At 74.5% G+C, this 20,301-nt stretch carries 19 protein-coding genes; 8 read left to right on the forward strand and 11 right to left on the reverse strand.

Annotated elements, in window-relative coordinates:
* The first annotated feature begins 241 nt into the window (after window positions 1-241).
* On the forward strand, window positions 242-625 hold the full coding sequence (locus Mco01_RS09155) for a YciI family protein (RefSeq protein ID WP_204056445.1): 384 nt from the start codon (window positions 242-244) through the stop codon (window positions 623-625).
* A 114-nt stretch (window positions 626-739) separates the two neighbouring features.
* Window positions 740-2,005, forward strand: coding sequence for an RNA polymerase sigma factor (locus tag Mco01_RS09160; protein WP_239103451.1), 1,266 nt, complete (start codon window positions 740-742; stop codon window positions 2,003-2,005).
* A 71-nt stretch (window positions 2,006-2,076) separates the two neighbouring features.
* Here the strand turns inward: Mco01_RS09160 and Mco01_RS09165 are convergent, their stop codons facing one another.
* Both Mco01_RS09165 and Mco01_RS09170 read right to left on the reverse strand, forming a co-directional pair.
* Complete coding sequence (locus tag Mco01_RS09165) at window positions 2,077-2,910, reverse strand: cellulose binding domain-containing protein (RefSeq protein ID WP_204056447.1); 834 nt, start codon at window positions 2,908-2,910, stop codon at window positions 2,077-2,079.
* Between the two features lie 329 nt (window positions 2,911-3,239).
* On the reverse strand, window positions 3,240-4,568 hold the full coding sequence (locus Mco01_RS09170; protein WP_239103452.1) for an aminoglycoside phosphotransferase family protein: 1,329 nt from the start codon (window positions 4,566-4,568) through the stop codon (window positions 3,240-3,242).
* Between the two features lie 268 nt (window positions 4,569-4,836).
* Here Mco01_RS09170 and Mco01_RS09175 point away from each other — a divergent pair, with 268 nt between their 5' ends.
* Both Mco01_RS09175 and Mco01_RS09180 read left to right on the forward strand, forming a co-directional pair.
* Window positions 4,837-7,647: a YfhO family protein gene (locus Mco01_RS09175; RefSeq protein WP_204056448.1), complete on the forward strand. Its 2,811-nt coding sequence runs from the start codon at window positions 4,837-4,839 to the stop codon at window positions 7,645-7,647.
* A gap of 87 nt (window positions 7,648-7,734) precedes the next feature.
* Window positions 7,735-8,715, forward strand: coding sequence for a Swt1 family HEPN domain-containing protein (locus Mco01_RS09180; protein ID WP_204056449.1), 981 nt, complete (start codon window positions 7,735-7,737; stop codon window positions 8,713-8,715).
* Window positions 8,716-8,756: 41 nt separating this feature from the next.
* Here Mco01_RS09180 and nhaA read toward each other — a convergent pair whose 3' ends face one another.
* Entirely contained in the window at window positions 8,757-10,631 is a 1,875-nt protein-coding gene (nhaA, locus tag Mco01_RS09185; RefSeq protein WP_204056450.1) for a Na+/H+ antiporter NhaA, read from the reverse strand.
* Between the two features lie 162 nt (window positions 10,632-10,793).
* Here nhaA and Mco01_RS09190 point away from each other — a divergent pair, with 162 nt between their 5' ends.
* On the forward strand, window positions 10,794-11,621 hold the full coding sequence (locus tag Mco01_RS09190) for an alpha/beta hydrolase family protein (protein WP_204056451.1): 828 nt from the start codon (window positions 10,794-10,796) through the stop codon (window positions 11,619-11,621).
* 67 nt (window positions 11,622-11,688) lie between these two features.
* Here Mco01_RS09190 and Mco01_RS09195 read toward each other — a convergent pair whose 3' ends face one another.
* On the reverse strand, window positions 11,689-12,456 hold the full coding sequence (locus Mco01_RS09195) for a VOC family protein (protein WP_204056452.1): 768 nt from the start codon (window positions 12,454-12,456) through the stop codon (window positions 11,689-11,691).
* 294 nt (window positions 12,457-12,750) lie between these two features.
* On the opposite strand from Mco01_RS09195, the gene Mco01_RS09200 reads away from it, so the two are divergent.
* Window positions 12,751-13,575, forward strand: coding sequence for an aminoglycoside adenylyltransferase domain-containing protein (locus Mco01_RS09200; RefSeq protein ID WP_204056453.1), 825 nt, complete (start codon window positions 12,751-12,753; stop codon window positions 13,573-13,575).
* A gap of 88 nt (window positions 13,576-13,663) precedes the next feature.
* Window positions 13,664-14,224: an NADPH-dependent FMN reductase gene (locus tag Mco01_RS09205; RefSeq protein WP_204056454.1), complete on the forward strand. Its 561-nt coding sequence runs from the start codon at window positions 13,664-13,666 to the stop codon at window positions 14,222-14,224.
* Window positions 14,225-14,245: 21 nt separating this feature from the next.
* On the opposite strand, the gene Mco01_RS09210 is transcribed toward Mco01_RS09205, so the two are convergent.
* From Mco01_RS09210 to Mco01_RS09240, 7 genes are all read right to left on the reverse strand, one after another.
* The gene (locus tag Mco01_RS09210) at window positions 14,246-14,719 is read right to left on the reverse strand and encodes a MarR family winged helix-turn-helix transcriptional regulator (protein ID WP_204056455.1); all 474 of its coding nucleotides are present in this window, start codon (window positions 14,717-14,719) and stop codon (window positions 14,246-14,248) included.
* Window positions 14,720-14,751: 32 nt separating this feature from the next.
* On the reverse strand, window positions 14,752-15,183 hold the full coding sequence (locus Mco01_RS09215) for a GNAT family N-acetyltransferase (protein WP_239103453.1): 432 nt from the start codon (window positions 15,181-15,183) through the stop codon (window positions 14,752-14,754).
* Between the two features lie 88 nt (window positions 15,184-15,271).
* Complete coding sequence (locus Mco01_RS09220; protein ID WP_204056456.1) at window positions 15,272-16,186, reverse strand: aldo/keto reductase; 915 nt, start codon at window positions 16,184-16,186, stop codon at window positions 15,272-15,274.
* Window positions 16,183-16,668 carry a hypothetical protein gene (locus tag Mco01_RS09225; protein WP_204056457.1) on the reverse strand — a complete coding sequence of 162 codons (486 nt, stop codon included), beginning with the start codon at window positions 16,666-16,668 and terminating at the stop codon, window positions 16,183-16,185. Before Mco01_RS09225 ends, Mco01_RS09220 begins: the two co-directional genes overlap by 4 nt.
* Window positions 16,669-16,766: 98 nt before the next feature.
* A complete protein-coding gene (locus tag Mco01_RS09230) occupies window positions 16,767-17,702 on the reverse strand; it encodes a lytic transglycosylase domain-containing protein (protein ID WP_204056458.1) in 936 nt (311 codons plus the stop codon).
* 41 nt (window positions 17,703-17,743) lie between these two features.
* Window positions 17,744-18,235 carry a hypothetical protein gene (locus Mco01_RS09235; protein ID WP_204056459.1) on the reverse strand — a complete coding sequence of 164 codons (492 nt, stop codon included), beginning with the start codon at window positions 18,233-18,235 and terminating at the stop codon, window positions 17,744-17,746.
* A gap of 23 nt (window positions 18,236-18,258) precedes the next feature.
* The gene (locus Mco01_RS09240; RefSeq protein WP_204056460.1) at window positions 18,259-19,275 is read right to left on the reverse strand and encodes a LysR family transcriptional regulator; all 1,017 of its coding nucleotides are present in this window, start codon (window positions 19,273-19,275) and stop codon (window positions 18,259-18,261) included.
* A gap of 71 nt (window positions 19,276-19,346) precedes the next feature.
* Here Mco01_RS09240 and Mco01_RS09245 point away from each other — a divergent pair, with 71 nt between their 5' ends.
* Complete coding sequence (locus tag Mco01_RS09245; protein ID WP_204056461.1) at window positions 19,347-20,246, forward strand: dihydrodipicolinate synthase family protein; 900 nt, start codon at window positions 19,347-19,349, stop codon at window positions 20,244-20,246.
* Window positions 20,247-20,301: the final 55 nt, after the last annotated feature.

Consider the following 20,301-nt stretch of genomic DNA (forward strand, 5'->3'; position numbering starts at 1 on the left):
CGCCGCAGCAGCACAATGGGTACAGGTCGTCGACCTGAACGCCACCCGGCACGGCACCGGGCTGTACCGGGCGCTCGGCTTCGCCCCTCCGCGGCACCCCGCCCTCCAGTTGCGGATGACGACGGAGTGAACACGGCCGTCCGCGCCGGTGATCCGGAAGAATCTGCGGCGGTCCGTGTCCTCCGGGTGTCCTCCCGTTCGACGCGGTGATAGACGGACACCGAGAACGAAGGAGACCGCCATGCACTTCATGCTGCTGCTCAAGGGCGACCCGTCCCCCGACACGCCCCCGTCCCCGGAGCTGGTCGACGCCATGCGCGCGTACGGCCGCGAGCTCGCCGAGGCCGGTGTGCTGCTCGCCAGCGAGGGACTGTTCCCCAGTGCGCACGGCGCCCGCGTCGTGACCGCCAACGGGAGGAAGACCGTGGTGGACGGCCCGTTCGCCGAGGCCAAGGAGCTGGTCGCCGGTTTCTTCCTCATCGACGTGAAGTCGAGGGAGGAGGCGATCGAGTGGGCCTCCCGCTGCCCCGTGGAGTACGCGGTGCAGGGGGACCAGGAGGCGGTCGTCGAGGTCCGCCAGTCGGCCCAGACGGCCGAGGAGGCGTTCCCCGAGCTGGGCCGCTGACCTTCGTACGGCGGGCGGGGGCGCCGGGACCCCCGCCCGCCGCACCCTGCCGGTCGGGGACCCCCGCCCGCCGCGCGCTGCCGGTCGCCGGTGGCCTGCGGTTGAATGGGCCCTGTGACGGCTACCGAGACGCGGCGCGCGGTGGAGGCGGTCTGGCGCATCGAGTCGGCCCGGGTGATCGCGGGTCTGACCCGCATGGTCCACGACGTCGGCCTGGCCGAGGAGCTGGCGCAGGACGCGCTCGTCGCGGCGCTGGAGCAGTGGCCCGAGTCGGGCGTGCCCCGCAACCCCGGCGCGTGGCTCATGACGGTCGCCAAGCGCAGGGTCGTCGACATGCTGCGACGCCGCGAACGGCTGGAGGAGAAGGTCGCGCAGCTGGGCCGCGAGCTCCAGACGAGCGACGACGCCACGGCGGCCGAGATCGAGGCCGCCCTGGAGGACCACATCGAGGACGACGTCCTCCGGCTGATGTTCGTCGCCTGCCACCCGGTGCTGTCGACCGAGGCGCGGGTGGCGCTCACCCTGCGGCTGCTCGGCGGCCTCACGACCGACGAGATCGCCCGCGCGTTCCTCGTGCCGGAGCCGACCGTCGCCAAGCGCATCGTCCGGGCCAAGCGGACGCTGACCGACGCGAAGGTGCCGTTCGAGGTGCCCGAGGGCGCCGAGCGGGAGGCCCGGCTGTCGTCGGTCCTCGAGGTCGTCTACCTCGTCTTCAACGAGGGCTACTCGGCGACCGCGGGCGACGACTGGATGCGTCCGGAGATGTGCGCGGAGGCGCTGCGGCTCGGCCGCATGCTGGCGCGGCTCGTGCCGTCCGAGCCGGAGGTGCACGGTCTCGTCGCGCTCATGGAGATCCAGGAGTCCCGGTCGGCCGCCCGCGTGGGGCCCTCGGGAGAGCCGATCCGGCTGCTCGACCAGGACCGCGGCCGGTGGAACCAGCTGCACATCCGGCGGGGTCTGGCGGCCCTCGCCCGCGCGGAGGCGCTCGGCGGCTCCCTCGGGCCGTACGCGCTGCAGGCGGCCATCGCGGCCTGTCACGCCCGCGCCCGCACGGCCGGGGAGACCGACTGGGCCCGGATGGCGGCCCTGTACGGCTCGCTCGCCGCCCTGACCTCGTCGCCCATCGTCGAGCTCAACCGCGCCGTGGCGGTCGGCATGGCGTACGGGCCGGAGGCCGGGCTCGCCCTCGCCGACGCGCTGGCCGGCGAGCCCGCGCTCAAGGACTACCACCTGCTGCCGAGCGTGCGCGGCGACCTGCTGGTGAAGCTGGGCCGCACGGACGAGGCGCGGACGGAGTTCGAGCGGGCGGCGGCGCTGACGCGCAACGGCCGGGAGCGGGCCCTGCTCCTCGGCCGCGCCGCCGCCTGCGGCGCCGCCTGATCCACATCCCCGGCCGGGCATGACGTTCGCGCGCGATGCCGCGCCGAGCCTGGACGGGTGGGCGGGGCGCACTATGGCACGATGTCGTCGTCCCGCTCGACCGCCGTCCACAGGACGGCGCTGCTGCCGGTGATCTGGCTGCTGCGGGAGTCGAACGTCGCGGAGCCGTCCGTCGCGTCGCCGTCCTGAGCCGCGGTGACGGTGATCGTCTGAGGGACGTCCCAGTTCTCCGGCGTGAACGTCACCGGCGCACTGGCGGTCAGGTCGGTGTCGCCCGCCACGCGTCCCGTGCCGACGATCACGTTGCCCGGCGGCCGCTGGCTGAGCGTGACCTGGACGCCCGCCGTGCCGCCCTCAGGAACGACGATCGACTTGGGCGAGATCACGATCCGCAGCGGGGGCGGCGAGGGAGTGGCCGAGGGGGTCGTCACGGGAGTCGCCGAGGGAGACGGGTTCGGGACCTGGTTCACCGTGCAGGGTACGCCGTTGATCGCGAAGTCGGTCGGCGGCGGGTTGCTGCCCGTCCAGGTGCCGTTGAACCCCAGGAAGAAGGACGAGCCGGCGCCGACCGGGCCGCCCCAGGCCGGGCTGGTCGCGGTGACCCTCGCCCCCGTCTGGGTCCACTGCGCCGACCAGCCCTGGGTGAGCCGCTGCGAGCCCGGGAAGGTGAACGTGAGCGTCCACCCCGTGACGGGGTCGCCGGTGTTCTTCACCGCGATGCTCGCGGTGAAGCCGCCCGAGCCCGATCCCCACTGGTAGCCGGTGTAGGTCACCTCGCAGCTGATGGCGGCGCGGGCCGCCGTCGCCGGGCCCAGTGTCAGCCCCGCCGTGGCGAGCGCGCCGACGGCGACGGCGGCGACCGCGGTGCGAGGTCCGCGCCGTAGCAGGTTCGTGCCGTGTCCCATGAGCGATCATCTCCGCGGATGGGGCGCCTGCGCCCGTGTCGTGACGGTCGTCCGGCGCCGACGCCGTTCCCGGGGTCGGCGGTTCGCGCGTCTCCCAGGCTCGGTACGGCATCGGCCGGTGTAAAGGCCCGCATCCGGCGAGCGTTCGGAGACAAGGCCGCACCGGGCGGACGACCTCCCGCAACGCGCCCCGGGGCGGGCGTGCCGGGACGCCGCCGCGGGCACGACGATCTGAAAGATTCAGCGTCCGGCCGTCAGCGCGTCATCGTGGACGGCGGAGGCGATCACGGGGGCGTGCGGGGCGACTCCACACCTCGTCACGCTCCGGCTCACCATGCCGCCGTGAGGCCGGGCTCGTTCGCGGCGCGGAGGGCGGCCCGGACGGACGCGGCCGGATCCCCCTGGTGGTAGAGGCGCTCGCTCGGCTCGATGCCGTCGAGAAACTCCTGGTAGCGCACGGCGTACGCCAGATGCGCGAGCGGCTCGGCGACGGCCAGCGCGCGGGCCGGGTCGCTGCCGGGGACGGCCGCCTTCCAGGCGTCGATCCACGCGGCGGCGGCGTGGGGGCGCCGGTCCTCCGGCAGGAAGTCCCAGGCCCGCAGTCCGTCCAGCACGGGGTTGCCGAGGTGGGCGTCGGCGAAGTCCACCACGACCGGCGGGCCGCCGTCCGAGCGCCAGTTGCCCGGATGGAAGTCGCCGTGCACGAGCGTGTCCGGGAGGCCGCACGCCTCCAACTGCGGCAGCCGTTCGAGCAGGCCGTGCGCCTCGTCCACCTCGCGCGCCGTCAACTCGCGGCCGCCCTCGCCCGCGAGCAGAGTGCGCACCCGCTGTCCCATCCCCTCCGTACGGCGGTCCGCGAGCCCGGGCACCCGGTCTTTCAGCGTGGCCGCGACCGGGGCGCCGCCCGACGCCGCGTGGGCGGTCCTCACGGGGGTGCTTACGGTCTGGGTGGCGGGGCTCGCAGCGGCGGGCGCGGGGCTCGCAGCGGCGGGGGCGACGCCCAGGGCGGCCTGGGCGGCGACGAAGCGGGTGACGGCGGCGGTGACCACGTCGGGCCCGGCCTGCCAGCAGTCCACGCCCGGGAGGTGCTCCATCAGCATCCGGCCCTCGGCGGCGGCCAGGACGACCGGGACCAGACCGGGGTCCACCCGGGCGAACGCGCCGATGACCGCCGCCTCGTCCGCGCCGAACGCCGGCGTCGTCTTCAGCCAGACCGGCCCGTCCGCGGTCGGCAGGCGGAACAGACCGGCGAGGTTCCACGTCTTGCGCTGCTCGACCGGGCCGACGACACGTCTCCCGGCGGCGGCGAGCGCCTCGGAGGCCCAGGTGAGCGCCTCCATCAGGCCCTCCCGGCGCGCCCACGCAGACCGGAGCGGATGAGGCTCGTCCGACAGGCCGGCCTCGGCGGGTCCGCCGGGGAGCGGCGCGTCCGGCCTGGCCAGCGCCTCCACGTGGTAGGTCACGTGGCCGTCACGCGCGCCGCCGCCGCCCTCGACCCGCAGCAGGCGCAGCACGACGACCGGCACCCGCAGGGCCTGCCGCAGGTGCGCCACCACCGGCTCGACCTCCGACCACCACGGCACGTCGACCGCGAACGGCCCGGCGACGCCGAGGACCTCGTCCCCGTACGTCACCCACGCGCTCACGGTCCTGCCCATGGCGACAAGTGTGGGACGCCGGACGGCACCCGGGCGACCGATTATCGGACCCCTGGTGAGCTCAAGGCGCCGCGGGCCGGGGACGCGCGACGATCCCGGGCCTTCGCCGTCCCCCTGAGAGCCCACGCGCGGCCGAGAAACACGGCGGTTCGGGGCCCGGAGCGGTTCGCCGTCCACCGTTCACCCTGGAGAGCCCATCCGCGTCACCCGGGTCGGTTAGGGTGCGCTCTGCCCATCAGCGGACGCCGCCTCGGAGCGTGAACCCCCATTGACCGCACAGGACACGACGGGCGTCCCCGGCCTGACCCGGCCGCCCGCCTCCGCTCCTGACCCTGCTCCGGATCCGGCGGTGCCGCCCGGCGTCCCCGAGCCTCCCGCCACGCGTCCCGGCCCGGCCCGGAAACCCGCCGTCGAGGGCGCCGCGACGGGGACCGCGGCGTCGCGCGGCCGTGGGGTCGTCCTGGGCGCGACGGCGGCGGCGCTCCTGGCCGCGTCGATGGCGGCCGCGGGCCTGTGCGCGGGAGACGCGGCGGCCGGGTTCTTCCCGTTCGGCGCGGTCACGCGCGGCGTCAGCGACCTGGGCAACCAGTACGTCCCCTTCTACGCCTACCTCTGTGACGTCCTGCACGGCCACGCCCGCGGCGACCTGTTCGTCGACTGGGCCTCCGGCTTCGGCTCCAGCTACCTGCCCGACGTCTTCTACTACCTGACGAGCCCGTTCTCGCTGCTGGTGGCGCTGTTCCCCCGGGCGCGGGTGGATCTGGCCGTCTACGTCATCACGGTCGCCAAGATCGCCGCCGGCGCCGGGGCGATGGCCGTCCACCTGCGCCGGCTGCCCTTCCGGGGCAGCAGGCACACCGGCCTCGCCGCCGTCTTCGGCGCCGCGTACGGGCTGTGCGGCTGGGCCGTCACCGACGGCGCGTACAACCCGATGTGGCTCGACGGCCTGATCGCCTTCCCCCTGCTGTGCCTGGCCGTGGAGTGGGCGCTGGCCGGGCGCAGGCCGCTGCTCGCCCCGCTCTTCGTGGCGTACGCCTGGGGATGCGACTTCTACACCGCCTGCTTCGCCACCGTCGGAGCCGCCGTCGTGCTGCTCGTGCGCCTGTCCGCCGAGCCCGCGTCCGTCCGGGCGCGCGTCGCCGGCGGTGCCCGGGCGGCGCTGTACGGCGCGATCGGGCTGGGCCTGGCGGCCCCTGCGGTGCTGGTCGGCTACCTCGCGGCCCGCGACGCGTGGCCGGTCACGCCGAGGCCGTTCACCGCGGTCGGGCCGGCTCCGCTGCTGGGACGGCTGCTGCCCGGGAGCTATCAGTACAACTCGCCGGCCCTGTTCGTCGGCACGTTCGCGCTGTTCGCGGCCCTCACGCTGCCGTTCAACCGGGCGCTGCCGGCGCGGGCGAGGGCGGCCTGGACGGCGGGGATCGGCCTGGTGCTCGCCTCGATGCTGTGGCAGCCGAGCGTGCGGGTCTGGTACGCCTTCACCAGCCCGAACGGCAGCGCCTACCGTGAGGCGTTCGTGCTGTGCGGCCTGCTGGTCATCGCGGGCTTCACCTCGTTCTCGCGGGGCGTCCCCCGCCCGCTCGCGCTCGCCGCGGGCGGGGTCACGCTCGCCGCGGTGGTCGGGGGCGCCTCCCGCTGGACCCTGACGACCCCCGCGATGCTCGGGCGGGCCGGCGTGGCGGTCGCGGCGGGCGCGGCCCTGTACGGCCTGCTGCTCCTCGCCCGCCTCACCGCCCGCCTCACCGGCCGGCTCCTCCGGCGGCCGGGACGGGTGCGGCGGGTGGCGTCGGCCGCCCTGCTCACGCTGCTGGCGGGCGTCCAGACGGCCGAGGCCGCCGTGAACGTGGCGGACGTCGACGCGAAGCGGGGAGCCCACCTCGGTTCCTACGCCGCCTGGGGTCCCTGGCACGACCGCCTCCGGGCGGCGGTCGCCGCCGCCGACGGCTGGCCGGCGTACCGCACCGACCCCGGCGAGGCCCGGATCACCGCCAACGACCCACAGCTGGTCGGCGGGGAGGGCGCCGGCTACTACAGCAGCATGACGTCGACCGCGCTGATCGGCACGCTCTCCCATCTGGGGTTCGGCTGGATCTCGCGCGGGCGGGCGCCGAAAAGCCTCGACAACCCCGTCACCGACGCCGTCTTCGCGATCGGCGCCCGGGCCCGTTCCGTTGTGGCCGGCAGGTCGCAGTCGCGGGGCGGGAACACGGCCGCCGTCACGCTCACCCGGACGGCGGCCGCGCCGCTCGTGACCGTCCGGCGTCCGCCCTCGGCCGGATATGGGCCGTCGCCGTACCGCAACCAGGAGGCGCTGATCGGCGCGCGCGTCTACGACGTCCCCCGTCTCCGCTACCTGGACCAGTACGGCGCCGAGCTCCGCCCCGGCCGCGACAACTCCCTGGCCACGTCGCCGGACCCCGTCCCCGGCCCGTCGTACCCGTACGTCCTGCGGGCGGAGTGCCGTCCCGGGGACGAGGTGTACCTGTACGCCCCCGACTACTCAGGAGGCGCCGTCCTCGCCGGGAACACGCGCGTCGCCTTCACCGGGGTGCCGGGACACAGCCGGGCGCCGATGCAACGGCTCGGGACGGTGCCCGCGACGGGCCGCCTGAAGATCAAGCTGCGGCCCCGCCTGGGCGGGCCCATCCCACCCGGCGCGGTCGGCTGCCTCGACCCGGGCCGGCTCGACCGGGCCGTCGGGGCGTTGCGTTCGGCCGGGGCGACCGCCGTCCAGGTCTCCGGGCACTCGCTGCGGGCCACGCTGCCGGCGGGCGGCACGGGCCTCGCGGTGGTCGCCGCCCCCGCCATCCGCGGCTGGACGTGCGCCGCGGGGAACGCCGCGCCGCGGCCGGCCCAGGCGTTCCTCGGGCTGCTCGCCGTCCCGCTGGACGGCAGGTCGACGTCGGTGAGCTGCTCGTTCACGCCGCCGGGGCTGCGGACCGGCCTGGCCGTCGCGGCGGCGGCGCTCCTCGCGGCGCTCTCCTGCGCCTGGCGGTTTTCCGGACGACACAAACGGCGAAAGAAATACGCTCAAAAACGAATGCACGAATTATCGGAGATTCACTACGTCGACAGGCAGTGAGGGCGTTGTGAGCTTTATGCATTCCGCGGCGATTATCGCTCAGCGCCAATTATGCTTCCCCCGGTTCGGCAGTGACCGGGGAGCGGGATGGGGCGGAAGAGAAACGAGCGGGAGCGGATCGACACGGGTCTGCGCTATCTGACCGAGGGACTCGCCCCCTTCGTCGACCGGCACATGACCGCCCGTCACGGGCCCGACTGGCTCGCGGAGTGGAACCGCCGCGACAGCGAGAAGGCGGGCTACGCGAAGACGTCCACGCTGGCGGACCCCCAGTTCCTCCTCAAGATGATCCGCAACAGGCGCGACGTCTTCGGCTCGGCCCTGTCCGGCCTGCGCAACCCGTCGGACCTCGCCCAGGAGCTGCTCGACCTGCGCAATCTGATCAACCACGACTACCTGCAGACCACGTACGCCCCGGGCGAGGCGGCGCGGGCGCTGGAGAAGATGGCCGAGCTGCTCAGGGCGGCGGGGGCGGCCGACAAGGCCCAGCTCGTGCTGGACCAGGTGCCCGGCCGCCCCACTCCCGCGCCGCGCCGCAAGGCCAAGGCGAGAAGGAGGCAGGCTCCGAAGCCCCCCGAGAGGCGGCGGCGCTTCCCCGGCGTCCTGGCGCTGGCGGCCGCGGGCGCCGTGGCGATCACGGTCGGGCTGGTCGCCGCCAACCGTCCGGGGGCCGACTCGTTCGCCGACGTGAAGGTGGGCGCGCAGCTCGGCGACTACCCGGCCGTCACGCTCAGGGACGGCTACCACCTGTCGCTGCTCGACGAGCCGGCCACGCCGCGCCGCGGGCCGAGCGGGGGCGACCTCGCCTACAGCGGCGGCGTCCTCAGCGGGCGGGACACCCGCATCGTGCTGATCGGCCCGCGCCGGCCCGCCACCTACGCGACCTGCCGGGCCGCGGCGCGCCCGGCCCACACCAGGATCACCGCGAAGTACGTCGTGCCGGGCACCCGGTTCTGCGTGACCACCTCTCGGGGGGCGGTCGGCCTGGTCAGGGTGACCGGCGGCCACCGTGGCAGGAACGTGGTCCTCGCCCTGAAGGTGTGGAAGGGCCCCCAGCCCGCGGCCTGACGCCTCCCGTCGCCTCGGCCGCGTCAGACGGGACGGGGGCGTCAGGAGATGAGGGTCGCGCGGGCGCCGGCCGCGCGGACGGCGGCAGAGAGCGTCGCGATGTCGTAGGCGCCGTTGTGGCGCCTGCCGTTGATGAAGAACGTCGGCGTGCCGGACACGCCGCTCAGGTCGGCGGAGTCGATGTCCTCGGCGATCCGGTCGGCGCCGATGTGGCCCTCCAGGTCACGCTGGAAGCGCTCGACGTCGATGCCGATCTCCTCCGCGTACGTGATCAGGTGGGGGACGAGCAGCTCACCCTGGTGCTGGAGCAGGATGTCGTGCATCTCCCAGAACGCCCCCTGCTCCGCCGCGGCCTCCGCCGCCTCTGCGGCGAGCTGGGCCGACGGGTGCACGTCGTGCAGCGGCAGGTGCCGCCAGACGTAACGGACGTCGGCGAAGCCGGCGAGAAGCTCCCGGACGATGGGCTCGGCCTGCCCGCAGTAGGGGCACTCGAAGTCGCCGTACTCGACCACGGTCACCGGCGCGTCCTGCGGTCCGCGCAGATGGTCCCGGTCGGGGTCGACGGGGGCGGCGAGATCGACGATGCTCTCCGCGGTGCCGAGCAGCGCCCGCGCCTTCACCTTCGGCGGGAGCCTGAAGGTGGCCCGCGAGAGCGCCCAGGTGAGCAGCGACGCGCACAGCGCGGCGGCGAGGATGCCGAACTTGGCCTCCTCGAGCTGCGGCCCCCTGAAGGCGAGGGTGGCGATCAGCAGCGACACCGTGAACCCGATGCCCGCGATGGTGCCGCCGCCCGCGACGGCCGCCCAGCCGACCGGCGGCCGCACCCGCCCCCGGCTGAGCCGCGTGACGAGCCAGGTGAACCCGACGATCCCGACGGGCTTGCCCACGACGTAGGCGATCATGATGCCCAGGGTGATCGGCGAGGTGAACGCCCGGCCGAGGAAGTCGCCGCTGATCGCGATCCCCGCGTTGGCCAGCGCGAACAGCGGGACGATCAGGTAGCTCGTCCACGGGTGGTAGAGCTGCAGCAGACGGTGGTTCGGCGAGATCGCCTGGGCGAGCCCGGCGTTGACCGTGCGCGCGAGCTCCGCCGTCGGCTGCTCGCGGAAGAGCCGGAACAGGTCCGACGCCCGTTCCAGGTCCCCGCGGCTCGCGGGCCTGGCGTACGTCACCAGGCCCACGGCCAGCCCGACGACCACCGGCTCGACGCCCGAGGCCAGCAGCGCGACCCACGTCGCGATCCCGAACGCCGCGTACACGAGCCCCCGCCGTACGCCGGCGGCCTTGACGCCCAGCATCAGCGCGAAGATCGCGACCGCGGTGATCAGGGGACCCGCCTCGACGTGCTCGCTGTAGAAGACCGCGATGACGGCGAGCGCGACCAGGTCGTCCACGACCGTGACGGTCAGCATGTACGTGTGCGCCCGGGACGGGAACCGGGACGCCACCAGGGTTAGCATGCCGAGCGCGAACGCCGTGTCGGTCGACATCGCGGCGCCCCACCCGTGGAGGGACGGCCTGCCCGCGTTGACCAGCAGGTAGACGGCGACGGGCACGACCATCCCGCCGACGCCGGCCAGGACGGGCAGCAGGAGGCGCCGGCGTTCGCGCAGCTCACCCATGTCGAACTCGCGCCTGGCCTCCATCCCCACGACGAGGAAGAAGAACGTCATCAGGCCCGTGTTCACCCAGTGGCGCAGGTCCTGGGAGATGCCCGCGCCGCCCAGGCGGACCGACAGCGACGTGCCCCACAGGGCCTCGTACGACCGGGCGTCGACGTTCGCCCAGATCAGCGCGGCCACGGTCGCGGCGAGCAGGATCGCGGCGCTGCCGGTCTCGGTGCGCAGGAACTCGCGCAGCGGCGTGTCGAGCCGCCGTGCCCAGGCGGTCCGGCCGGAGAGAGTGGGTTGCGTCACCTCACACCTGACATCCGTCCGCCCTCTCGCATTCCCGTCCGCCCGGCGCGTCCCCGGATCGTCCGCCGGAGTTCGCCACGGGCGGAGGGCCGGACCGTTCCGCCGGACGGCGCGCGCCCCTAGCGTGGGGCCGCGACGATCCCGACGAAGGGGCTGAGGAGCATGCGGCAGAACGAGGCGATCAGAGGCACGGCCGCGGGGGTGCCGTTCACGGCGCTGCCTCCGGCGGTCCCGGTCGCGGAGCCCGCGCCGCTGGTCGTGACGTGGCACATGATGGACGCGCCGTGCACCGACGCCGCGTTCGCCGCCGCGCTGCCGCTGGCCCAGGTCCCGGCGTGGCGGGTGCATCTCGGCATGCCGTGGTGCGGCGACCGCGCGTGGGACGGCGGGCGCGAGGAGGCCTTACTGGACCCGATGATGCGGTACGCGGACCCGGTGATCCGGCAGGCCGTGGAGGAGTTCCCGGCGGCCCTGGCCGAGCTGAGGGAACGGCTGCCGCTCGACGACGGCCCCATCGGCGTCGTCGGGGGCTCGCTGGGCGGGGCGGTCGCCCTGTCCGTGCTGGCCGGAGGCGAGGTGCCGGTGGCCGCGGCGGCCCTGGTGAACGCGGCCGTCCGCGCGCGCTCGGTCGTCGCGGTCATCGAGGGCTCCGGCCGCGAGCCGTACGCGTGGGACGAGCGGTCCCTGGCTGCGGCCGACCGGCTCGACTTCGTGGCCCTCGCCGGCCGGATCGCGGCCCGCGTGCCGCAGCCGCCCGTGCTCGTCGTGAGCGGCGAGCTGGACTTCCCGGTCTTCCGCGCCGACGCGGCCGACCTGGTTGAGGCACTGCGGGGACGATACGGCGACCCGGACCACGTCCGGCGGGAGGAGATCCCCGGCCTCGACCACCCGCTCGCCGAGCGGCCCGGCGTCGAGCCCGCACCCCAGCTGCCGACGGCCGCCGCGGTGGACCGGGCGATCGGCGCGTGGTTCCTCGCCCACCTCCGCTGACCGGGCCAAGCCGCGACAAGCGGCCGGACTCAACCGGCAGGCGGACCGCTTGAACCTGCGGGCGGTCTCAGCCGGCGGGCAGGCGGACGGCCCAGACGCTGAACGGAGCGCCCTGAGGGTCGCGCAGCGCCGCCAGCGGGCCGACCGGGCTGTCGATCGGGCCGTGGACGACCGTGCCGCCGAGCCCCTCGGCCCGCCGTGCGAGATCCTCGACGTCGGCGGCCGAGAAGTAGACGATCCAGCGCTGCTCGACACCCTCGCGCGGAGGCGCGATGACGCCGCCCACCATGGTCCCGCCCGCCACGAACCCGGTGAAGGGCGCCCCGCCCAGGTCGACCGTGGTCGTGGTGAGGCCGGCGACGCGCTCGTAGAAGGGCGGCGCGGCCTCGCGGCCCTCCGTCATGAGCTCGCTCCAGACGAACGCGCCCGGCTCGTTCACGACCGTCGCGCCGACGTGCTCCCCGGCCTCCCACAGCCCGAACGCGACCCCGCCCGGATCGGCGACGAGGGCCGCGCGGCCCATCGCGCCGACCCCGTACGGCGGCGTGAGCAGGCGGCCGCCCGCGGCCTCCACCTCGGTGACCGCGGCGTCGACGTCGTCCACCGCGAGGTAGGTGGTCCATCTCGGGGCGCTGTCCGGCGGCGCGGACCCGATCGCCGCGACGATCCCGCCGTTCATGCGGCACAGGGAGTACAGACCACCGTCGGGGCCGGGGCGGTCGTCGAAGGTCCAGCCGAACAGCGGGCCGTAGAACGACCGCGCCTGCTCGGGGTCGGGGGTCCGCAGGTCCACCCAGTTGGGCGTGCCCGGGTGGTAGGACGTCCGGTCGGGCATCGCGCCTCCTTCGGCAGCCGAGCAGCGCGGCCGGCGGGATGACCGGTCGCGTGGGCATCGGCGAGGGCGGTGTCGGCACGCCGCGGAGTGCCCGACGGCGACGGGGGGACATGTCCAGCCTATCCGCGGCGCCCGGGCCGAGCCCGGCCTTCCGGTGGGACGTGCGCCCGCGACGCGCCACCGATCCCGACTTCCCGGGCTCGGTGCGATCCGGCCTTCCAGCGGGATTTCCCGCCGCGGCGCCGGGGCCGATCCCACCTGTCGGGCGCGATGTCGCTGCTACGGTGTGCGGCCATGCTGCATCCCGATGTCGCCGGAGCCGCCCGGCGGTACCTGGCCGTGGCCGATCGGCTGCTCCCCGGGCGGATCCGCTGCTACTACGTCGTGGGGTCCACGGCGCTCGGCGCCTACCGGCCCGGCCGCAGCGACATCGACTTCGTGGCCGTCGTGGACGGCCGGCTCGACGGCCGGGAGCTGCGCCGCCTGCGCCTGGTGCAGGCGGCCGCCAACCTTCCCTCGGCCGTCTCCTCCGTCGCGCGTCTGCGGCTGACGCTTCCGGGGACGCTCAACGGCGTGTTCGTCTCGGACGCCGACCTCGCGACGCCGGTGACAATGATTCGCCCGCTGGCCTCCCACGTCGGCCCGTCGTTCCAGCGGGGTGCGGGCTTCGACGTCAACCCGGTGAACTGGAAGGTCCTGCGCGAGCGCGGGATCCCCGTCCGCGGGCCCTCCCCCGGCGACCTGGCCCTCGACCCCGAGCCGGGACGTCTGCGCGACTGGAACCGGGACAACCTGCGCCGCTACTGGCTTCCCTGGGCAGAACGGACCCTGCGGAGGCCGGACCGGTGCGGTCTCCGGGCCCGGGCGTCGACGGCCTGGGGCGTCCTCGGCCCGCCGCGGCTCCACCACACCATCGCCACGGGCGGCGTCGTGTCCAAGGAGGAGGCCGGCGCGTACGCCCTCGACGTGTTCGGGCCCGAGTGGCATCCACTCATCCGCGAGGCCCTGGCCTACCGGCGCGGCGAGTCGGCCGATCCCGCCTTCTCCGACCCTGACCTGCGGCGAAGGCGCACCGCCGAATTCGCCCTCGCTGTCGTCGCCGACGCCACCCGTCTCTGATCGTGATGTTGACCAGATAGTTGCAGCGCGGAACACCGCCCGCTATGTTGCTTGACGCAGCAACTACTTCTACGGAAAGCGGTGACCCATGACCAGAATCGGCATCATCCTCGGCAGCACCCGTCCCGGCCGCAACGGCGAGGCCGTCGCACGCTGGGTCTACGAGCACGCCTCACGGCGCACCGACGCCGAGTTCGAGCTGGTCGACCTGCTCGACTACAAGCTCCCCCACCTCGACGAGGCGATCCCGCCGTCCCTCGGCCAGTACTCCCAGCCGCACACCCACCAGTGGGCGCAGAAGATCGCGTCGTTCGACGGCTTCATCATGGTGACCCCCGAGTACAACCACTCCACGTCCGGCGCCCTGAAGAACGCCATCGACTTCCTGTACGCCGAGTGGAACAACAAGGCCGTCGGATTCGTCAGCTACGGCGCGGTCGGCGGCGCCCGGGCCGTCGAGCACCTGCGCCTCATCGCGGGCGAGCTGCAGCTGGCCGACGTGCGGGCCCAGGTGGCGCTGTCGATGTTCTACGACTTCGAGAACTTCAGCGTCTTCAAGCCCGGCGACTTCCAGCGCGACGCGCTCACGGCCGTGTTCGACCAGGTCGTCGCCTGGAGCAAGGCGCTGGCCCCGCTGCGCGCGGTCTGATCCGTCTCGCGCGCAGGCGCTTCAGTGGCGGCAGCCGCCGCCTCCCACCTGCTGAAGCGCCTGCGCGAGGCGGGCCAGGTCCATCCCCTCCAGGTGGTCCAGCAGGTATCGCCGCATCCCGTCCAGATGCGTCGGCCACGCCCCCTTCAGGCGGTCGAGGCCGGCGTCGGTCAGGACGGCGTTCCACCCGCGGGCGTCCTCACCGCATCGGACCCGCTCGACCAGTCCGGACGCCTCCAGGCGGGTGACGACACGGGTCATCCCGCTCAGCGACAGCTCGCAGGCGGCCGCGAGCTCGCTCATCCGCATGTGACGCCCGGGCGCCTCCGACAGGTGCATCAGCGTGAGGTACTCGGACAGCGTGATGCGCTGCTCGCGCACCAGGTCGGCGTCCAGGTTGCGGGGCAGCACGAAGATCACCCGGGCCAGGGAGCGGACGAGCGCCTCCTCGTCCGCGTTCAACGGGCGCAGGGGGCGTTCCGTCTCGTCGGCCATGACGACATTCTAGTTGTTGCGGCAAGCAACAGCTAGGACCGCAGCGACCTGACCCAGCGGCTGCAGTCGGTCTGCCGGCCGTACCCTGCCGCCGTCCACGCCTGATGGGCGAGCACGTTCGCGTCGAGGACCATCGCGTCGGAGCGGACGGCGCCGAACCGCGCGAAGCGGGCCTCGGCGGCGTCGATCAGAGCCCGGGCCACACCCCTGCGCCGGTGGCCGGGATGCACGGCGAGACGATACAGGTGGGCCCGCCAGCCGTCCCAGCCCGCGATGAGGGTGCCGACCAGCCGCCCGTCGATCTCCGCCACCATCAGCGCCTCGGGGTCGCGCTCCATCAGCCTGCGCACGCCCTCGGCCGAATCGTGCCGGTCCGTGTTCTCGGCCGCCAGGAGCCAGAACTCCAGCACCGCCTCGATCTCGTCCAGGCGCCCCGCCCGGATCCGCACCCCGGTGTCGCTCACAGCCGGCGACGCTACCAACGGCCCCCGATGATCCGCGACCGGTTTGCCGGTGCGCGGTGGTGGACCGCCCTGTGCGACGGCGTGCCGCTCACAGCTTGTCGAGCACAGCCACGTCGTCCGGGCCGAGGGCCATGGCGGCCGCGGCCACGTTCTCCCGGAGGTGGGCGAGGGAGGAGGTGCCGGGGATCGCGAGCGTCACCGGCGAGTGGGCGAGCACCCAGGCGAGCGCCACCTGGATGCGGGTCGCGCCGTACCGTCCGGCGATCTCGTCGAGCGTCCCCAGGTGCCCGGCGTCGGGAGCCATGCCGGGCGGGGCCTGGGAGAGGTCCAGGCCGGGGCGGAGCATCCCGGCGGCGAGCGGGAAGTAGGGGACGAACGCGATGCCCGCCGCCTCGCACGCCGACAGGACGTCCGCGCCGGACCGGTCGGCGACGTGGAACCGGTTCTGCACGGCCACCACGGGCGCGATCCGGCGTGCCTCGGCCAGTTGGCCGGTCGTGACTCCGCTGAGCCCGAGATGCCGCACCAGCCCGCGCTCCCTCAGCTCGGCGAGCGCGCCGAACGACTCCGCGAACGGAGTCGTGTCGGGTGGGAGCAGACCGTCCCCGCCGACGCGCAGGTACACGAGGTCGAGGGCGTCGGCGCCGAGCCGCGCGAGGTTCTCCTCGACCTGCGCGCGCAGGCTCGCCGGGTCGGCGGCGGGCGTCCAGGCCCTGCTCCCGTCGCGGACGACCCCCACCTTCGTGGCGACGACAAGATCGTCCGGGTACGGATGCAGGGCTTCGCGGATCAGATCGTTGGCCACATGGGGACCGTAGAAGTCCGCGGTGTCGATGTGCGTCACGCCCAGCTCGACCGCTCCGCGCAGGACGGCGAGCGCCGCGTCACGGTCCGGCGGCGGCCCCCAGACACCGGGACCGGGCAGGTGCATCGCACCGTACCCGAGCCGCCGGACCACCAGGTCGTCCGCGAGTCGCAGGCTCTCGCCGATGGGATGGGTCATTCATGGCCTCCTCGTGCCGGTGACGGCTGGTCCGGGCGTGAGGAGAGACGCGCCTGGATGGACGCGGTGAGCACACGGCCCTCCGCGTCCCGGTCGAGCTTGCGCCGCCGGAGCAGGTCGTGGACGCCCTGACGCGTGATGCCGAGCATCGCCGCGGCGACCGACACCGGCACCGCCGGTCCGGCCGGGTGACCGGCGCGCCGGGCGACGGCCCTGCCCAGGGGCGTCCCCCACCACTCGGCGGGCGGGTCGAACGGCCCGTCGCCGGGGTAGAGCACGCTCACCAGGCGGATCGCCAGGTACGCGGCCGCCCGGTCGTCCTCGCCGAGCAGCACGTCCGCCCACTCATGACTCTTGTCCGCCAGGCGTTCGCGCAGCCGCTCGCCCTCGTTCCCCTCGAAGAGGATGTCCAGGGGGTCGAGGACCCTGCCGCCGACGAGCCGCCGCAGGTCCTCGGCCAGAGCACGCCGGTCGTCCGTCACACGAATCTCCTCTACTTGACGTCCACTATCAAGTACTTGTCGCTGTGCGTCAAGCATCCTCGGCGGCGACGGGTGCTCGCGGGTGTACCGGCCGGGTCTCAGGGGCCCGTCAGGCGGCGCTCCCCCTTCGTCGTAATGACGTAGACCTGCCAGTTGTAGTAGGCGTAGTAGTTCCTGATGTCCCGCTTCATCTGGCCGGCGTGCCGCAGCACCGCGTCGACGTACGCCTGGGAGTGGTTGTAGGCGTACAGCGCGCGCCGGTAGTCGCGCGGCGCGCCCGACGCGTGGAGGTAGTTGGCCGCGGCGAGCAGGGCGTCGCGGGTGTCCTCGATGTCGCCGCCCATGCCGTAGGCGCGCCAGGTGCCCGGCATGAACTGCATCGGCCCCTTGGCCCCCGTGTAGCTCGGCGACCGGACCCGGCCGAACTTCGTCTCGACGAACATCACCGCCGCCAGCACCTCCCACTCGACGCCGAACCGGCGCTCGGCGCGCCGGAAGTCGGCGAGCAGGACGTCGGCCGATTCCGGCGCCTCGACCCGCATCGTGACCGGCCCGCTGACGGGCCGGGCGAGGGAGATCAGCCCGCGGATCGCCGTGACGTCGTCCCGCGCCTTCCCGGCCAGGTCCTTCGGCAGCCTGGCGTACGTCCGCGACGCGATCGTGGGGTTGCGGGCGAGGTAGCGGTAGGCGCGCTGCTCGTGCAGGGCCAGCAGGACCACCGGCTCGGGGGCCTCTCCCTTGGCGGGGTTCCCGTCATTCCTCCAGTCGTCGATCGCCCGCCGGAGCCGGGCGTCGGTGTCCTCGAGGTCGTCCGCGAGCCGTGCCGGGTCCGCGGGGATCGCCGCGTCCGGCGCCGGCGCCTTCTGACCGGGGGACGGCGGCTGCGTGCTCGGCACTGCCGCCGGCGAACGGGCCGCGGCGGTGTCCGGCGGGCCCGCGCAGCCGGTGACCGACAGGGCGAGCGCGGCCACCAGCGCGGCGCCCCGCCTCCCGGGAGTCGCCCGGGCGGTCGGCCCGGCGTGGAGATCCTTCATCGACCCCAACGTATGCCCCCCGCCGTACGCCCACGCCCCGTTCACCCAAGGACCGCGCGCCGGGAGGAGCGGCGTACGGCGGCCAGGACGCACAGGGCGGCGAGCGTGGCGGCGACGTTCGCCGTCAGGAAGAAGGCCACGCCGAGGGACCCGCCCCAGGTGTCGAGACAGGTCCGGTCGACGGCCATGTCGACCGCGAAGGCGACGGGCCCCGTGCCGTACGCGGCCAGCAGCAGCGCGGCCACCGCCCGCGGCACGACCACGCCGATCCGCGGACGTCCGAGCCGGAGGGAGACCAGATGGGTGAGGAACGCGAGGACCAGCCCGGGCAGGCCGGCGAACCAGAGCGGCGGCACCCGGACGAGGACCTCTCCCAGCACCGGTCCCGCCGTCATGTAGGCGTCCCAGCCGGGGCAGACGGCCGGGATGTCCATGGGACCGAAGAAGGAGTGGTCCAGGAAGAGCAGGCGCGCGGCCCCGGCCGACGACACGATCAGGGCGGCGGCCCACCACCAACGTGATCTCCACGACACGAGCCGACACCGTACCGGGCGATCTACCGGGCCAGGAACTCGACGGTGGAGGCGCGGAGCGCGGACACGAACGCGGCGACGGCGGGATGGGCGGCGGCGCCCCGCCGGTAGGCGACGCGGGTCCGCCGGCGGGTGGGCAGCGGGACGAGGCGGACGCCGGCCGGCGGCTCCGCGGCGGCCAACTGGGGGACGAGCGACACGCCCTGACCGGCGGCGACCAGGGCGAGCACGGTGGCGAAGTCGTCGGCGTGGTGACGCGCCCTGGGCGTGTAACCGGCGGCCCGGCAGACCTGGAGCATGACGTCGTGACACAGGGTGCCGGGGCTGGCCATGATCCAGCCGGCGTCCCGCACGCGAACCAGCGGGTCGCCGTCCCAGCCCGTCGCGGCACCGGCGGAAGCAGCCGCCGACGCACCCGCCGACGCAGCCGCCGAAGCGCCCGGGGCCGCGGACCCGGCGGCGGCCGGCTGTGGCTCGGCAGGCGGCCGCGGTTCGGCGGGCGGCATGGCCGCCGGCAGGGCGAGGAAGACGGTCTCGTCCAGCAGCGGTGCAGTGTCGAGCGCCGGGTCCGGGTCGACGGGCACCACGTCGTAGTCGTGGAGCAGCCCGACGTCGAGCCGCCGCTCACGCAGGGCGGCCGGCACCGCCACCGGGTCAAGCTCGGTCACCATCAGTTCCAGCCCGGGATGCCGCCGTCCCAGCTCAACCAGCGCCGCGGGCAGGAGCGTGCGCACCGCGGTCGGGAAGGCGCCGATGCGCAGCGGCCCGGTCAGCCCTGTGGCCATCGCGGCGAGCGCGGCCGACGTCCGTTCCAGGGCGGCGAGCACCGTCTCGGCGTGCTCGACGAGGAGCCGGCCTGCCGGGGTGAAGGCCACCCGCCGCCCGGTGCGTTCGAGCAGCGCGACGCCCGCCTCCCGTTCGAGCAGGGACAGCTGCTGGGAGACCGCCGACGGCGTGTAGGTGTGCGCCTTCGCGACCGCGGCGATCGTGCCGAGATGCGACAGGTCGCACAGCAGCCGGAGACGGCGCACGTCGAGCATCAGAACAGCTTACGGTTCTGTTCAGGAACGTGAAATGGACCTAACCGGTCGCGCTGCCCGACGCTGGCCCCATGATGCTCACCGGTCTGTACGTGCCCCTGGTCACCCCGTTCGACGACGAGGGAGAGGTCGCCCTCACCGCGCTGGAGGCGCTGGCGCACGACGCGCTCGACGGCGGCGCGGCGGGCGTCGTCGCCCTCGGCACCACGGCGGAACCCTCGTCGCTCAGCTCCGGGGAACGGCGGGCCGTCGTCGACGTGGTCGCCGGAGTCTGCCGTGCGCGCTCGGCCCGGCTGCTGGTCGGCGCCGGGACGGCGGAGGCGCTGACCGCCCTGCGCGGCCATCCCGAGGTGACCGCCGCCCTCACGCTCGTGCCGCCGTTCGTGCGGCCCGGCGAGGACGGCGTGGTGGCGTATCTCACGTCGCTCGCCGCGGTCAGCCCGGTGCCCCTCGTGGTCTACCACGTCCCGTACCGGACCGGGCAGCGCCTGTCGCCCGGCGCCGTCCTGCGGCTGGCCGCCGTCCCCGGCGTCGCGGGGATGAAGTACGCCGTCGGGGGCATCGACGCGGACACCGTCGGGCTCCTCGCCGACCTGCCGCCCGGCTTCGCGCTGCTGGGCGGCGACGACGTGGTCGTCTCACCCTTGCTGGCACTCGGCGCGCACGGCGGCGTCCTCGCCTCGGCACACCTGCGCACCGCGGAGTTCGCCGAACTGATCGACGCGTGGCGCGCGGGCGACGCCGTACGCGCCCGGCCGCTCGGCCACCGCCTCGCCGCCCTGTCGGCGGCGCTGTTCGCCGAGCCCAACCCCGCCGTCGTCAAGGCCGTCCTGCACGCGCAGGGGCGCATCCCGACCCCCGCCGTACGGCTGCCGCTCCTGCCCGCCGGTCCCGGCGCGGTGCGGTCGGCGCTGCGGCATGCCGGCCACGACGTCGAGCCGCCGGTGGCGGCCGGGCGAGGGAGGGCGTGAGGCCACGCCTCATCAGGGTACTGACGGTGCCCTGCGCGGCCGGCCCCGACATGGG

This window comes from Microbispora corallina, assembly GCF_016863035.1.
Taxonomy (GTDB): Bacteria; Actinomycetota; Actinomycetes; order Streptosporangiales; family Streptosporangiaceae; genus Microbispora; species Microbispora corallina.